This window comes from Glutamicibacter sp. PAEs-4 (genome assembly GCF_051161755.1).
Lineage (GTDB): Bacteria > Actinomycetota > Actinomycetes > Actinomycetales > Micrococcaceae > Glutamicibacter > Glutamicibacter nicotianae.
Map to the genome: position 1 here is coordinate 2,505,067 of NZ_CP195017.1, position 15,180 is coordinate 2,520,246.

At 61.8% G+C, this 15,180-nt stretch carries 13 protein-coding genes; 5 read left to right on the forward strand and 8 right to left on the reverse strand.

Annotated features, from left to right (window positions below):
* Positions 1-95 precede the first annotated feature (95 nt).
* The 3 genes from ACR9WD_RS11865 (at position 96) to ACR9WD_RS11875 (ending at position 2,571) form a co-directional block, all read left to right on the forward strand.
* Positions 96-884 (forward strand): ABC transporter substrate-binding protein, encoded by a 789-nt coding sequence (locus ACR9WD_RS11865; RefSeq protein WP_038992261.1) that lies wholly within the window; start codon positions 96-98, stop codon positions 882-884.
* 99 nt (positions 885-983) lie between these two features.
* Positions 984-1,775 (forward strand): amino acid ABC transporter permease, encoded by a 792-nt coding sequence (locus tag ACR9WD_RS11870; RefSeq protein ID WP_073705867.1) that lies wholly within the window; start codon positions 984-986, stop codon positions 1,773-1,775.
* A gap of 13 nt (positions 1,776-1,788) precedes the next feature.
* Positions 1,789-2,571, forward strand: a complete 783-nt coding sequence (locus ACR9WD_RS11875; RefSeq protein WP_066140860.1) for an amino acid ABC transporter ATP-binding protein — start codon at positions 1,789-1,791, stop codon at positions 2,569-2,571.
* Positions 2,572-2,656: 85 nt separating this feature from the next.
* Here the strand turns inward: ACR9WD_RS11875 and menD are convergent, their stop codons facing one another.
* The 3 genes from menD to ACR9WD_RS11890 all read right to left on the reverse strand — a co-directional run bounded on the left by menD (position 2,657) and on the right by ACR9WD_RS11890 (position 7,718).
* Complete coding sequence (gene menD, locus ACR9WD_RS11880; RefSeq protein ID WP_434923209.1) at positions 2,657-4,348, reverse strand: 2-succinyl-5-enolpyruvyl-6-hydroxy-3-cyclohexene-1-carboxylic-acid synthase; 1,692 nt, start codon at positions 4,346-4,348, stop codon at positions 2,657-2,659.
* Positions 4,349-4,503: 155 nt separating this feature from the next.
* Positions 4,504-6,597 (reverse strand): PhoX family protein, encoded by a 2,094-nt coding sequence (locus ACR9WD_RS11885; RefSeq protein WP_434922125.1) that lies wholly within the window; start codon positions 6,595-6,597, stop codon positions 4,504-4,506.
* Positions 6,598-6,722: 125 nt separating this feature from the next.
* Positions 6,723-7,718, reverse strand: a complete 996-nt coding sequence (locus ACR9WD_RS11890; protein WP_073705864.1) for an o-succinylbenzoate synthase — start codon at positions 7,716-7,718, stop codon at positions 6,723-6,725.
* Between the two features lie 287 nt (positions 7,719-8,005).
* On the opposite strand from ACR9WD_RS11890, the gene ACR9WD_RS11895 reads away from it, so the two are divergent.
* Positions 8,006-8,662, forward strand: coding sequence for a phosphatase PAP2 family protein (locus ACR9WD_RS11895; RefSeq protein ID WP_157801649.1), 657 nt, complete (start codon positions 8,006-8,008; stop codon positions 8,660-8,662).
* A 37-nt stretch (positions 8,663-8,699) separates the two neighbouring features.
* On the opposite strand, the gene ACR9WD_RS11900 is transcribed toward ACR9WD_RS11895, so the two are convergent.
* The 4 genes from ACR9WD_RS11900 to pdhA all read right to left on the reverse strand — a co-directional run bounded on the left by ACR9WD_RS11900 (position 8,700) and on the right by pdhA (position 13,640).
* Positions 8,700-9,794: a hypothetical protein gene (locus tag ACR9WD_RS11900; protein ID WP_434922126.1), complete on the reverse strand. Its 1,095-nt coding sequence runs from the start codon at positions 9,792-9,794 to the stop codon at positions 8,700-8,702.
* A gap of 176 nt (positions 9,795-9,970) precedes the next feature.
* Positions 9,971-11,392 (reverse strand): dihydrolipoamide acetyltransferase family protein, encoded by a 1,422-nt coding sequence (locus ACR9WD_RS11905; protein WP_073705862.1) that lies wholly within the window; start codon positions 11,390-11,392, stop codon positions 9,971-9,973.
* Positions 11,393-12,475, reverse strand: a complete 1,083-nt coding sequence (locus ACR9WD_RS11910; RefSeq protein WP_073705861.1) for an alpha-ketoacid dehydrogenase subunit beta — start codon at positions 12,473-12,475, stop codon at positions 11,393-11,395.
* A gap of 1 nt (position 12,476) precedes the next feature.
* On the reverse strand, positions 12,477-13,640 hold the full coding sequence (pdhA, locus tag ACR9WD_RS11915; protein ID WP_052253880.1) for a pyruvate dehydrogenase (acetyl-transferring) E1 component subunit alpha: 1,164 nt from the start codon (positions 13,638-13,640) through the stop codon (positions 12,477-12,479).
* Positions 13,641-13,865: 225 nt separating this feature from the next.
* Between pdhA and ACR9WD_RS11920 the strand changes: the two genes are divergently transcribed.
* The gene (locus ACR9WD_RS11920) at positions 13,866-14,318 is read left to right on the forward strand and encodes an Lrp/AsnC family transcriptional regulator (RefSeq protein ID WP_038992273.1); all 453 of its coding nucleotides are present in this window, start codon (positions 13,866-13,868) and stop codon (positions 14,316-14,318) included.
* Positions 14,319-14,390: 72 nt separating this feature from the next.
* Here the strand turns inward: ACR9WD_RS11920 and ACR9WD_RS11925 are convergent, their stop codons facing one another.
* Complete coding sequence (locus ACR9WD_RS11925) at positions 14,391-15,176, reverse strand: enoyl-CoA hydratase/isomerase family protein (RefSeq protein ID WP_434922127.1); 786 nt, start codon at positions 15,174-15,176, stop codon at positions 14,391-14,393.
* Positions 15,177-15,180: the final 4 nt, after the last annotated feature.

Consider the following 15,180-nt stretch of genomic DNA (forward strand, 5'->3'; position numbering starts at 1 on the left):
CATGTGTGAGGTGCATCTCAGCCTAGTGCTGGCGTGGTTATGATTATGGCTACGCAATGATCCACTCGCATTACCCGAAAGTAGGTTCTGATCCTATGCGTAGTCTCAAGAAGAAGTTCGCCTCCGCAGTTGCTGTCACCTCCGTTGCACTGCTGGCGCTCACCGCCTGCGGTTCCGGCTCCGGTTCTGAAGGTGAAGCCGAAGCTGGTTCATTCCCGCTGAACGAAGGCAAGCTCACCATTTGCTCAGATATTCCTTACGAGCCATTCGAGTTCGTCAAGGATGGCAAGAACGTCGGATTCGACATGGACATCGCAGCTGAGATTGCCAAGGATGCAGAACTGGATCTGAACGTCATCGACGCCAGCTTCGACTCCATCGAATCCGGCCTGTTCAACACCCAGTGCGATATAGCGATCTCCTCCATCTCGATCACCGAAGAGCGTTCGGCCAAGATGGATTTCTCCACCCCGTACATGGATGACGACCTGGTGCTGATTTCGGCAGACGGTTCAGGCATCAAGGATCTTGAATCCGCCAAGGACAAGAAGGTCGGCGTCCAGCAGGCGACCACCGGTGAGAAGTACGCCAAGGAACAGGGACTGACCAACATCGTAGGCTTCGAGGATGCCGGCTTGCAGACCCAGGCACTGCTGGCTGGCCAGGTCGACGCGCTGCTGGGCAACCAGTCGGTACTCGGCTACTCCATCAAGGACAAAGAAGGCTTCAGCGTTGTTGCCGACTTCAAGACCGGCGAGCAGCTGGGCGTTGCAGTTCCAAAGGACCAGCCAAAGACCTTGGAATTGGTCAACGGCACCCTCAAGCGCTTGACCGATGCAGGAACCATGGAAGAACTGACCGTGAAGTGGTTCGGCGAGAAGTAATTCTCGAGCATCATCTGATTTCAAGGCAAGCGGGGGCATCGGGCTGCGCCCACAGGTTGGCAGCCCTGCCTCCGCTTCCTGCATGAGAGGTAATCAAGCATGGCAATGACCACCCGTCAGCGCGCCCGCATGAGCAAGACCATCCAGATCGCCATCTTCATCATCGCGATCATCGCATTGGTCTTGGCAGTCGACTGGGACAAGGCAGTCTACGCCTTCTTCTCCTTCGACAAGCTGGGGCCAATGTTCCCAGGCATGATCCTGGTGGGCCTGAAGAACACCATCTTCTACACCATCATTTCCTTCGCCTTCGGCTTGGTCCTTGGCCTGCTTCTGGCACTGATGAAAATGGCGTCATTTGCGCCCTACCGCTGGTTCGCCACCGCATTCATTGAATTCTTCCGCGGCGTCCCGGCAATCCTGGTGCTCTTGGCCTTCGGCTTCGGCTTGCCGCAGGCCTTTGGAACACAGTGGCCGCAGCCGGTCAACGTCATGTGCGCCCTGGGCTTGGTCTCGGCAGCATACATTGCAGAAACCCTGCGTGCAGGCTTGCAGGCAGTGCCCAAGGGGCAGACCGAAGCCGCTCGTTCACTGGGCATGCCAGCATGGCGCGCCATGGTCACCATCGTGATCCCGCAGGCCTTCAAGATCGTCTTGCCGCCGATGACCAACGAAATCATCCTGCTGACCAAGGACACCTCCTTGGCCTTCATCCTCGGTGCTTCGATGGCCCAGTACGAAATGACCAAGTTCGGCCGCGACGGCATCTCGCAAATCGATGCCGGCATCACCCCGCTGGTTGTCGCCGGCCTGTTCTACTTGGTGATCACCATCCCGCTGAGCTTGGTGGCCCGCAAGTTCGAATCCCGCGCCGCAAAGACCAAGCGATAGAGAGGACCTGGAAATGTCGAGCGACACCAATAAGCTTTCAGTCCATGCTTCGGGCGTGGAAATCACCGGACTGCGCAAGGCCTACGGCAGCAACGAAGTGCTCAAGGGCATTGACCTGAATGTTGCTCCGGGCGAGGTGGTCTGCCTGATCGGTCCTTCCGGCTCGGGAAAGTCCACCCTGCTGCGCTGCGTGAACCTGCTGGAGCAGCCAAATGGCGGCACCATCATGGTCGGCGGCTTCAACGCCACCGATCCCGATGTGAACCTGGACAAGATGCGCCAGCAAGTGGGCATGGTCTTCCAGCAGTTCAACCTGTTCCCGCACCTGACGGTGCTGGAAAACTGCACCGTTTCGCCTATCAAGGTGCTCAAGCGCAAGAAGGCCGAGGCGGAGAAAATCGCCTTGGGCCACCTGGAACGCGTAGGGCTGGGCGACTTCGGCGACCGCTACCCCGATCAGCTTTCCGGCGGCCAGCAGCAGCGCGTAGCCATCGCACGCGCGCTGTCCATGGAACCGACCCTGATGCTTTTCGATGAGCCAACCAGTGCGTTGGACCCGGAAACCGTAGGCGAGGTGCTGTCCATCATGAAGAACCTGGCCCAGGCGGGCATGACCATGCTCGTGGTCACCCACGAGATGGCATTCGCCAAGGAAGTTGCAGACCGGGTGTTCTTCATGGACGGCGGGGTCGTGGTGGAAGAAGGCAAGGCAGCGGATGTCATCGGCAATCCGCAGCAGCCGCGTACGCAGGACTTCCTGCGCCGCGTGCTCGATCCGACGCACGTCGACATCTAAGCACCACAGCGCATCAGCAATCCCCTGCGTTGCCAGTGAAATGTACTGGCAGCGCAGGGGATTCCTTTTTGCCTCGCAGCGGCCTTCAGGGGGTTGGCCAGGACAGCTGCCCGATCGCCTGGTTCAGCTCAAGCGTCTCGGCGCGCAGGCTGCTGCGCGAGGCCGGCACTTCAATCAGCCGCAGGTTCGCCGTGCGCCGTGCGGCCAGAACGGCGCCAAGCTCTTCCTTGGTTTCTGCTTTGGCGTACTGCCACCCATAGGCTTCGGCGAGCGCAGGCAGGCTCACCCGCTGCGGGGTGGCAAAGAGCCGTTCCACCGCATTGGCGTAGCGGCCCGAACGGTCAACTTCACCGTGCTCCAAGGTGGAGAAGATTGCTCCTCCCCCGTCGTTGTAGACCACGATGTCCACCACGGGCTGCTCTTCACCCGGAGTCCAGGACAGCGAGCTGGCGTCATGCGCGAAGGTGATGTCCCCCATCACCGCCAGTGTCGGACGCTTGCTGCCCTGGGCCAGGCCCAGGGCGGTGGCGATGGTTCCATCGATTCCGGCCAGGCCGCGATTGGCGTGCACGGTCATGGTTCGTGCTGGTGCCGGGCGGGCCGCCAAGTCGAAATCGCGGACGATGTTCGAAGAGCCGAGCAGGAGCACTTCCGGTGCGTGCTCCCAGATGGCCTCGGCGACATCTGCCCCATTGGCCGCCGACTCCCGGCCCAGATCCTGGCGCACCGACAAGGCTTGGGTATCGAGCTGCTGCCACGCTTCGAGCCAGCCCGGTGCACCAGAGCCGGCGAATTCCTGCAGTTCGTTCCACGAGCTGACCGGGGTCTCGCGTCGCCGGCCCTGCTCATACCATGCCACCGGCACCGGCTGCCAGATCACCGATTCGATTGCCGGGTCGGCTAGCAGCTTGCCCACCGGGCGGCTCAGGGTCGGGCGGCCGAAGAGCACCACGCGTTCAATGCGCTCAAGGCCCACGGTGATCAGCGGGCGGTAGTGGCCTATGGCATTGGCCGAGAAACGTGCGTTGGACGATGGCTCGGCGAACAATGGCAACCCCAGGTCCTGGGCGAATTGCTGCGCCTCCTCGCCAGACCCATGCCCGGCGACGACCACGCTCCGGCGTGGCTTGAGCTGCTGGACGGGCAGGGTCGACATATCCGGCTGGCGCGGTGCCGGCCATTGCCCGGGTTCAATCGCAGTCCAGCGTTGTTCCTCGATGCGCTCTTGGGGTGCTGGAGTCAGCGGATCCCGGAACTGCAGGTTCAATTGGACCGGGCCGGCCGGATCCTGCTCGTTGCCGGCCAAGGCAGCCAAGGCCTGTGCGAGTTCATGCTGCGGGTCAGCACCGGCACGGACATTGGCCGCCAGGCGCACGTGCTCGCCAAAGAGGTTTTTCTGGCGGGTGCTCTGGCTTGCCCCGGTGCCGTGCAATTCATCGGGGCGATCAGCAGAAAGAACCAGCAGCGGTGTCGCGGTATGGTTGGCTTCCATCACCGCCGGCAGCATCTGCCCGACGGCAGAGCCGCTGGTGGCGGCCACTGCTGCCGGCCGCCCGGTGCCTTGGGCCAGGCCCAGGGCCATGAAGGCGGCAGAGCGTTCATCGATGCGCACGTGGATATCCAGGATCCCGGCAGCGGCGGCCTCGGCCGCGGCGTAGGCCAATGGGGCGCTGCGTGAACCGGGAGAAATCACCAGATCCCTGATTCCCGCGCGGATCACTGCGGAGAGTACGTGGCGAGCGGTGGTGATGGCGCGTTGCTCGTCAGGTTGCTGCATTCCCACGCGGCATGACTCCTTAGATTCCATAGCTGAAGGCAATTATCCAAGTCTATGCCTTGGGCTGCCGGAGAACCGATTTGGAATGCGCCAGGGCGCCGGCAGGATCCGCTGATGGATCCTGCCGGCGCCCTGGGGGCTCGGGCTGGCTGCGTCTACTTGTTGCGGCCCTTGCCCTTGCCCGGCTTCGAGTCTTCCTTGAAGACCTGGACTACCGATGGGCGTGGACCGTAGAACTGGCCCTTGCCTGCATCAGCGGCGTTCTTCACGAAATCCGGGAACAGCGAGGTAGGGCTGGCGAAGCTGCCGCCTTCGCCCGGGTGCTGCACGGAAACGAAGACCGAGTTGTCCTTGTCATGGATCAGCGGGCCGCAGGTCTCTGCGCCGGTTGGCACGGCCAGGAACTGCTCGACGCGGCCGCGGTCCTTGCCGGTCAGGGTGACCTTGTGCAGTGCATCGGAGTAGCCGATGGTGCCGGGGGCGCCGTCGGTGGAGATCCACAGGTTGCCCTTGGAGTCGAAGGCCAGGTTGTCCGGGCAGGAGATTGGCGAGACCTTGTCGGCTGGGTAGCCGGAGAAGTAGGTCGATCCGTTCACATTGGGGTCACCGGCCACCAGCAGGATGTTCCAGGTGAACTTCGCCGCGGTGGCGTCGTTTCCGGCCTCGGTGATTTCCAGTACGTGGCCGTCGCGGTTGCGGACGCGCGGGCTGACTTCGGTGGCGCCTTCCTTGCCTTCCTTGCCGCGGTCGGTGTTGTTGGTCAGCGCCACGTAGACCTTGCCGGAGACCGGGCTCGGCTCGACATCTTCCGGACGGTCCAGCTTGGTGGCCCCGACCTTGTCGGCTGCCTGGCGGGTGTAGACCAGCACCTCGTCGATGCTCATGCCATCGACTTTGGATTCGCCGTTCTTCACCAGCGGCAGCCAGGTGCCCATGCCGTCGAAGGCGCCATCGGACGGGACAGCGCCGCTGCCGTCGATTTCGCTTGCTGGCGAGTTGCCTTCGAACTTCGCAACGTACAGGTCGCCTTCGGAAAGCAAGCCCATGTTGTGCTTGCGATCGTGCTTGGAATAGGTGTTCTTCGAGACGAACTTGTACAGGTATTCGAAGCGCGAGTCGTCGCCGGAGTACGCAACGACCTTGCCGTTCTTGGCAATGCGCACGTTGGCGCCTTCGTGCTTGAAGCGGCCCAGGTTGGTGTGCTTGACCGGGGTGGAGGTTGGGTCCTGCGGATCGATTTCGACGACCCAGCCGAAGCGGTTGGCCTCGTTCTCGTAGCCGTCGTTGTGCAGGCCGAAGCGCGGGTCGATGTCTTCCCAGCCGCGGTCGGTCGCGCCGGTGCCGATGCCGTAGCGGGCTTCCTGAGCGGTGCCCTTGCCGCGGAAGTACTGGTCGAAGTTCTCTTCGCCGGAGAGCACGGTGCCCCACGGGGTGGTGCCGCCGGCGCAGTTGTTCAGGGTGCCAAGGACCTTGGTTCCGGTTGGGTCAGCAGCGGTCTTGAGCAGGTCGCTGCCTGCCGCTGGGCCGTCGACCAGGAATTCGGTGCTGGCGGTGATGCGGCGGTTGCGCTCGCCACCCTGCACGTAGTTCCACTTCTTGTCGTTCTTCTTGCGCTTGACCTCGACGACCGAGAAGCCATGGGCGTTCATCGCGATCTTGCGGGCTTCGTCCTTGTTCGCTTCGAACCAGGCAGCGTCGAACATCATGTCTTCATTGGTGTATTCGTGGTTGGCCACCAGTACGCCGGTACGGCCCGAGTACTTGTCGACGATGATGTCCAGGTAGTCGCAGTTGTAGCCGAACTGCTCTGCCTGCTTGCGGGCCGACTGCTTGGAGGCGTCGAATGCCGGGGTGTTCTTGAAGAGCGGATCGCCCCAGCGGATGATGGCGTTCCAGTCATAGCCGTCAGGAACTGAAACGGTATCTACCGAACGTGACACCGGCTCAATGGCGTCGAACGAAAGGTGCCCGCCCTTGCCTGGCTTCATTGGCACCAGTGGCGCCGCGGTCGCGTCAGCAGCGCCGAAGAGCTGCGGGCCGATGACCAGTGCCGAGGCGCCGACGGCGCCCAGGCCCAGCATGCTGCGGCGGGACATCGACTTGTCGGCGATGTCCTTGAAGTAGCCATTGGACGAAGTGTTGCAATCCGGCTTGGTGCAGGCGTCAGCGCACTTGAAGTGGCAAGTAGCTGCAGAACGGCCGCCGCGGGTGTGGCCCAGCATTGGCAAAAGGGTACGGGTTGGATTCATGATCCGCTCACTTCCTCAGTATGTGGCTCATCGTCAGGGGAATGACTCGAACTGAGGTTTTCACTTGGAAGTGTTCTAAATGCAACGCAAAGGTGAACGGCAGGGAAACAGATTCCTGAGTAGTGCTATGCCCTAGCCAGTTCCGCATAGCAGGATTCCAGCCGCTGCCGCCACCAGCCTACGCGCGCCTCTTCTGGACGCAGGCTCTCCAGTTTCTGGTGATCCGGCTCAATGCGGCGCACCGGCAAATATCCGGCGGTAGCCAGCAACGGCTCGGCACAAACGTCTTCGGATAATAAAGTGCCGGTAGACAGGCCGCAGGCATAGGGCAATGCTGGCAGTGCGCTGGCCAATGCCGCCGCTTGGGCCAGGCCTACCGAGGTATCCAGTGCGCTGGAGACGACGACATCCAGTTCCGCGTGCTTGGCAATGTCCAGCACAGCGCTGATGCCGCCCAGCGGCTGGGCCTTGATGACCATCAGATCCGCCGCGCCCAACCGCGAGACTTCCAGGGGGTCGGTGTGCTTGCGTACCGCTTCATCTGCGGCGATCTTCAACGGGTTTCCGGCGTTGCGCAGTTGCTCGCGGACTTCCGCCAGACCGGTAATGCCAGGCACCGGTTGCTCTGCGTATTGCAGGTCGTACTCGCTCAGTGCTTTCAGTGCGGGAACCGCCTGGGTGATATCCCACCCCATATTGGCGTCCACGCGCAGCGCTGCCTGCGGGTAGAGCCGCCGGGTTTCAGCCACGCGGGCCAGGTCTTCGTCGAGGCCTTGGCCCTGTTCTGCCACTTTGATCTTGATGGTGTGCGGCGCGTCGTAGCGTTCAAGAACCGCCCCTACATCCTTCGCCGCAACCGCTGGCAGGGTGGCGTTGACCGGGATGCTGGTGCGCAGCGGTTCGGGGAACGGCTGGTAGGCGGCCTCGATTCCGGCGGCCAGCCATCGTGCGGCTTCCGCAGCTCCGTACTCGGTGAAGGCAGAGAATTCGCCCCAGCCTTCCGGCCCTTCGATCAGCAGGGCCTCGCGCTGGGTGACGCCACGGAATTTCACGCGCATCGGAAGGCGGACAACATGGGAATGCGCCAGCAATTCTTCAAGGGGCGGTAGTTCAAAGCTCATAGTCCAAGCCTAGCGAGCGTGGGCATGGTTACATGCCTGAACGGTGCCGTTCCGCCTGCCGGATATGACACCCTAGAGATATGCCCCGCCATTCAGCCTCCACGCGCCCGCACCATATCAGGTGGTGGTGGGCCTTGCTGCTGCTGGTTGCGCTTTTCTGTCTTGAGTACATATTTTTCGTTCAGCAACGCAGTGGGCAATGGGCGGATCAGACAGGATTCATCGCGTGGTCGCAATGGTGGCCCCGGACCGACTTGCTCAATCCGGTCCGCGAATTCCTGGATCTCTTGCCAGCAATTTGTGGCGCGATTGCTGCAGTATTCCTGCTGTATCGGGTGATTCGCGACCGCCATTTCCTTCGGGCCATCGTAGCGATCCTCGCGGCCGCAGCCGCAGCCGGCACCACGCAGCTTCTGAAGCACGAGGTCTTGACCCGCCCGGATTTCAATTTCGGCACTACAGGAAATTCCTTCCCCTCGGGGCATACCACCGCCGCCGCTGCCGCCATGGGACTGATGTATCTGGTGTCGCCACCGAAACTGCGTCCAGTGGTGCAACCGATTGCCTGGTTATTCGCCACGGTGACGGGACTGGCCACCCTGATCTGCGGCTGGCACCGCCCAAGCGACATTGCCGCTGGATTCGTGGTGGCAGGATTCTGGCTGGTTCTGGCTTCGGCAGTGCTCCAGCGCATCCAGCCGCTGAGCCACGAAGTTCCCAAGGGATCCTGGTCGAGGAACGTCGGGGCCGGCAGCTTGGTTCTCTGGGCTGCGGTCATCGGATTGTCCTTCGTCCTGCCGCACCCGCACATCCAGAAAATTCCGGAGTTCCTGCAATTGGCCTACGCTGCCTTGGGGATTATCCATGTCGTGGCCGCGTCGCTGGTATCCGGCTTAGTGCTGCGCTCGGTGGTCATCGGCCCCATGCGCACCTTGAAGAAATAGGGCACCGGCACAGGAATCAAGCACGCTGCTGTTCCGCCTAGCCCATGCGGGCATTGAGAACGTTCGCAGCCTGCCTTGAGTCCGGAATGGTCACGGCGAATCGCTTCTTGTTCTTGAGGTCGAAAACGAGGCCGTCGTGTTCTCTCATCACGATGGCCGAACCGCCTGGAATGATCCGCCAGCCCCAGCCTCCCCACATCATGGGATTGATCTTTTCACTGGTCACAGATTCAATGTCAGTGATCTTGATAGTTCGCATTGGGATCCCCAAGAGCGCGGAAGATACCCGGAAACGATCGCCGATGATGGATACGCGGATCCAGATCACGCCTAGCATCAGCACGCAGACTGCGGCTGACAGGGCCACGGGAAGGATGACGCTCGCCAAGCTGCCGTCGTGGCTTCCACCGGCCAGAAAGGGCAGCACTACAGCAACGATCAGTGTTGCGAACAGCACGAGGCATAGCATCCACATCCACCATGGTGCGGCCATAGTTTGCTTGAACTCCGCTTGCCTGGAATCTGGCTGTGGCTCGGCGAATGCCTCCGCCGCGTCAGTCCGCTGTACGCTTTGGGCTGCATCGATTCGTTGCTGGCGGTCCTCGTTGAATTGCCGTGTGTACTGCTGGTAGATGCCGCTGGCCCACAGCGGCGCTATGCCCAGCAACGCGCAGGCAAAAAGCAAAACCATCATGCCGCCCAGCACTGCCGTTTCAGGTGTTTCGGCGAGCGCTGTCGATACCGCCGAGCTGACGAAAACGCCAGCTGCACTCCACGCGAGCAGGCCACCGGCGAAGAGCAGCATCATGAGCAAAGCCGGTTTGTTGCGCAGCTTCAAGGACAACATCCCGGTGATGGCACCAACGATGGTCAGCCCGATGCAGACCGGGACAAAGACGGCGGTTCGGGTGAACCCGTCCGGGTAGGTAGAGCTCCAGTGCGTGGCGGTCATTTCCGGCAGGTCGCCAGCAAGCAGCGCATAGGTGGCACCCGAAAGAGCTGCTGGGAGAAGAAGCAGCAGGCAGGTCAGCGGCCGATTCCTGATTCCGGTCCCTGCGATTGCCATCCCAATCCCCTGCTCTCGCTGCTTTGTGCCGGTTGGCCCACTTTCCAAGCAAGCAGACGGGCACAACTTATTTCCAGCACAGAAATGATTATCGATCTAACTCTACCAACTAGTATTTGACATGGGAATAAATCATCGAGCATTGACAGAATGCCAGCAAAAAGAATGATGCCCGCCGTTCCTCGCGAGGTTCGACGGGCACCATGGTCACTCGAAAGAGCGAGAACTGGGCACTGTGGACGCTAGAGCGACGCCAGCGCGGCCTTTGGATCTGTCATCGCGTCAGCGACATAGCGCATGAAGCCGGCCGCAGTTCCGCCATCGCAAACCCGGTGGTCGAAGCTCAGTGTCATCTCGCAGATGGAGCGGACCTTGATCTTGCCATTGACCACCCATGGCTTCTCGACGATGCGCCCAAGCCCCAGGATGGCAGCTTCCGGGTAGTTGATGATGGCCGCGGAGCCGTCAACATTGAACACGCCATAGTTGTTGATGGTGAAGGTGCTGCCGGACAGGTCGGCAACGCCCGCTTTGCCCTCGCGCGCCACCGAAGCCAGCCGAGCGAACTCGGCCGACAGTTCCTTGGCATTCAGCTTGTGGGCATCGCGCACATTGGGCACAACCAGGCCGCGGTCGGTCTGGGCGGCGAAGCCAAGGTTCACGCCCTCGAAGAGGGTATGGCGCAATCCACCATCAGCCTCAACGTCGATTCGGCTGTTCAGTTCCGGGAAACGCTGCAATCCGGCCACAGCGAAGCGGGCGACCAGCGCCATGACGCTCGGGGCCTGGCCGTCTGCCTCCTTGATCTTCGAACGCAGCTTCAGCAGCTTGGTGACGTCGACATCCACCCACACGGTCGCTTCGGGGATCTCCCGGCGCGACGTGCTCATCGCGTTGGCGATGGTCTTGCGCACGCCCGAAAGCACCTGTGAGGAAGCTACAGGCAGGCCGGTCTTCGCATCAGCTTCCCCAGTTTGGGCCACCGGCACCGCAACCGAGGCCGAAGCTGAGGCTGCGGGAGTTGGCATCGGCGCTGCAGGTGTTGCCGGTTCAGGCTGCACCGCATCGGCTGACAAGGCGGCTTCCACGTCTGTGCGCAGAATCAGCCCTTCTGGACCGGTGCCCTTAACCGTGGTGATGTCCAATGCGTTGTCACGAGCCAGCTTGCGTACCAGCGGGTTGATCACGCGCACCGCTTCAGCTGGTGCCTGGACCGCGGCCGACGCGACCCCTGAGCGCGGCTTGCGCCGGCGGCTGGTCTTGCGCTGGGCAGAGGAGGTGCCGTAGCCAATGAGCACATTTCCGCTGCCTTCATCGGATTCTGCATCATCCTCGGCAGGAACCTGGGTGCCGGCGCGCTCTTCCTCGCGGTAGGACTGGGCACGTTCGGCTTCTTCGCCGGCAGGGGCCGCAGCGTCTTCACCGCCGGTGTTCACCGAAATGAAAGGCTCGTCCACCAGCATCATCTGGCCGGCATCCCCATGCAAGGTGGAGACGACACCTTCGAATGGGCAAGGGATTTCCACCAGCGACTTCGCGGTTTCCACCTCTGCAATGGGCTGGTCGACCGCAACGACGTCACCGGCGGCAACCATCCAACGCACCAGCTCGGCTTCGGTCAGCCCTTCGCCAAGGTCTGGCAAGAGGAAAGTCTTGATACTCATTTACGCCTCCCACTGAAGCTGGTCAACTGCGTCGAGAATTCGTTCGGCGCTTGGCAGATGGAACTTCTCCAGCGTTGGTGCCGGATAAGGAATATCGAATCCAGTCACGCGGAGCACCGGAGCCGCCAACGAGTGGAAGCAGCGTTCCTGCACCCGGGCTACGATTTCGCTGGCTACCGAGGCGAAACCCTGGGCTTCGGCGACCACGATGGCCCGACCGGTCTTGCGGACCGATGCGCAGACGGTCTCGTCATCGAATGGCACAATGCTGCGGATGTCCACTACTTCCAGGCTGATGCCTTCCTCGGCTGCCAGCTTGGCGGCTTCCATTGCGGTGGAAACGCTTGGACCATAGGTGATGAGCGTGGCATCGCTGCCCGGGCGGGCGATGCGTGCCTGCCCCTCGGTCGTGGCGCTCTTCTTTGCCTCGTACTGTTCGGCCAGTTGCCCAAGGTCAACCTGCTCCTTGGACCAGTACAGCTTCTTCGGCTCGAAGAAGACCACCGGATCATCCGAATCGATGGCTTCGCGCAGCATCAGGTAGGCGTCCTCGACGCACGAGGGGGTGAAGACCTTCAGGCCCGGGGTGTGCGCGTAGTAGGCTTCCGAGGAATCGCAGTGGTGCTCCACGCCGCCGACGCCGCCGGCGTAAGGAATGCGGATCACCATTGGCAGGTTCAGCTTGCCCTGGGTGCGGTTGCGCATCTTGGCAACATGCGAAGCGATCTGCTCGAAGGCCGGGTAGGCGAACGCATCGAACTGCATCTCGATGACCGGTCGCATGCCGTTGATGGCCATGCCGACGGCCATGCCGACGATGCCGGATTCGGCCAGCGGGGTGTCGAAGCAGCGTTCGGAGCCGAAGCGTGCGGTCAGGCCATCGGTGATGCGGAAGACACCGCCGAGGGTTCCCACATCCTCTCCGAAGATCACTACCGAGTCATCGGCAACCAGCGCATCGGCCAAGGCGGTATTCAGCGCCTTGCCGAACGTCACCGGCTGGTTCTCGTTGGCAGCCTTTGCTGCGGCTCGTGCGGTGGCAGCGCTGACGTTCGGGTTCACGCGCGAAGTAGTGGCAGTCATCCTAGGCTTCCTCACGGTCTAGTTCGTCGACAAGAATGGCTTGCTGTTCCGCAAGCTGCGGGCTCTTGGCCGAGTACACATGCTCGAACAGCTCGCGTGGATCGGTGTTGGCTTCCTGGTTCATGCCATCGCGCAGGGTCTTGGCAACGGCTTCGGCATCTGCGGTGATCTTGGCGACGGTCTCATCGGTCAACAGACCTGCATCATCCAGGTATGCCTTCATCCGGGTCACCGGATCCTTGGCGATCCATTCCTGGACTTCGGAGTCCTCGCGGTAGCGCTTGTCGTCATCGGCATTGGTGTGCGCCTGCATGCGGTAGGTGTGGGCCTCGATCAGCAGCGGGCCGTTGCCCTCGCGGGCCATGCGCACCGCGCGGGTCATGATGGCCATCAAGGCCATCAGGTCGTTGCCATCCACGCGCTCGCCGGCCATGCCGTAGCCGACAGCCTTGTGAGCCAAGGATGGGGCTGCGCTCTGCTGCGAGAGCGGAACCGAGATGGCGTACTTGTTGTTCTGCACGAAGAAGATCACCGGCAGGTTGAAGACCGCTGCGAAATTCAGCGCTTCGTGGAAGTCGCCCTCGCTCGTGGCGCCATCGCCGCACATCGCCACGACAACGGTGTCTTCGCCGCGCAGCTTGGCAGCGTGTGCAACACCCACTGCGTGCAGCAGCTGGGTGGTGAGCGGAGTGGACATCGGTGCGCAGTTATAGGCCTTCGGGTCATAACCGCAGTGCCATTCGCCGCGGAAACTGGTCATGACTTCCATCGGTGCAACGCCTTTGGTCAGCACCGCTACGGTGTCGCGGTAGGTCGGGAAGAGCCAGTCGTTCTCGCCCAGGCACAATGCTGCCGCGATCTGGCAGGCTTCCTGTCCATGGCTGGAGGGATAGACCGCCATGCGGCCCTGGCGGACCAGCGCGGAGTTCTGGTCGTTGACGCGTCGGCCGGTGACCAGGGCAGCGTAGGCTTCGAGCAGCCGGGCCGGGCTCGGCAGCGGGTACTCGTGGCCCGGTTCAGTGCCTTGCTGATCCTCTGGGCGCAGGGTTCCGTCCGGGTTCAACAGGTTGATCATGTGGCGTGCTGGCAGCATGTAGTCTTCAGGGGTAATCCCGAATTTCTTGCTGACCTCAGAGATGCGATCCGCATGCGCTTCAGTGCTCATGTTCTCCCACCTTTCGTGGTTCTGGCTGGTCCATGAGCACAACAGCTTGTGACTCACTTCACCTAAACATCATTTGCAATCAATTATGGGTATGAGTGGCATTCTGTATCCAGTCCGGCGGGGAATCGTGGAAAGTTGCGAATAGTATCCGTATACTCGTAGACGAAAAGTGTCAATAGATTGTGTTTGGAATAGAGACGTCCGGCACGTCAACAAGGAGAATCAATGGCCGCGGAAGCGGAGCTAAAACTCGATGATGTCGATCATGCGATCCTCGCGGAGCTGACCAGCGACGGACGCCAGTCGGTCACCACCGTGGCGCAAAAGGTGCACGTATCGCGGGCCCACGCCTACTCGCGTATCGCAAAGCTCCAGGATTCCGGGGTGATTACCCGGTATACGGCGGTGATTGATCCGGTCAAGGCGGGACTCAAGGCCAGCGCCTACGTGACATTGAAACTCCGCCAGCATTCCTGGCGCGAGTTGCGTGACCATCTGGCATCGATTCCCGAGGTGCACCATGTGGGCTTGGTCGGCGGCAATTTCGACGTGATCCTGCTGGTGCGCGCCAAAGACAATCTGGACCTGCGCCGTGTGGTCTTTGAGCAATTGCAGTCATTGCCAACGGTTCTGGATACGCAGACCCTGCTGATTTTCGAAGACACCGACACCCGATAGCCGGCTCGTTATATAACGCACGAGAAGAGCACCTGGATGCCACCAGGTGCTCTTCTCGTGTTTGCTGGGAAACTACTTCTTGCCAGTGAACACCGGCTTGCGCTTCTCCTGGAAAGACTTGAATCCTTCGGCGTAATCAGCGGTGTCGCACAAGGCTGCCTGCGCCCGGTTTTCGGTGCGCATCGAGTTCCACAGGCCTACCCGCTGGTCGCGGATTTCCGCAACCAGCTGCTTGGACGCGACGAAGGCCTGGGTGGCCCCCTGGGCCACCTTGGCGACGATCTCCTCGCCGCGCTCGGCCAATTCCTCCGCCGGGAAGGCGCGGGAGAACAGGCCCGAACGCACAGCTTCGGCACCGGAAATCAGCTCGGCGGTGTAGATCATGTCCAAGGTGCGGTGAGCCCCGAGCCGCTCGGTGAACAGCCAGTGTCCCCCGGAGTCCAAGGTCGCGCCCAAGTTAGCGAACGGCGAGCCGATCTTGGCGTTCTCCGCAACGTACACCACGTCGGTGGCCACAGCCAGGCCGAGGCCGACACCCAGGCAAGCGCCCTGCACGAGGGCGAAGGTGGGAGCCGGGAAGCTGGATATCTTCTCCAGCAGCGGCTGCACCTTACCGTCGAGGTAGCCGATGACGTCGTCATCTGCCGGGTTGACTCCTGAGATATCGCGTCCGGCGCAGAAACCGCGGCCTTCGCCGGAAAGCACCAGGGCGCGGACCTCTCCGGTGTCCACGGCCGCCGCGGCCTTGTCATAGGCCTCGGATAATTCGGCCAGTGCCACCTCGTCCAGGGAATTCATCTTCTGCGGCGCGTTGAGCACCACGCGTGCGATTGAATCGGCAATCGTCAGTTCGATCATGGAT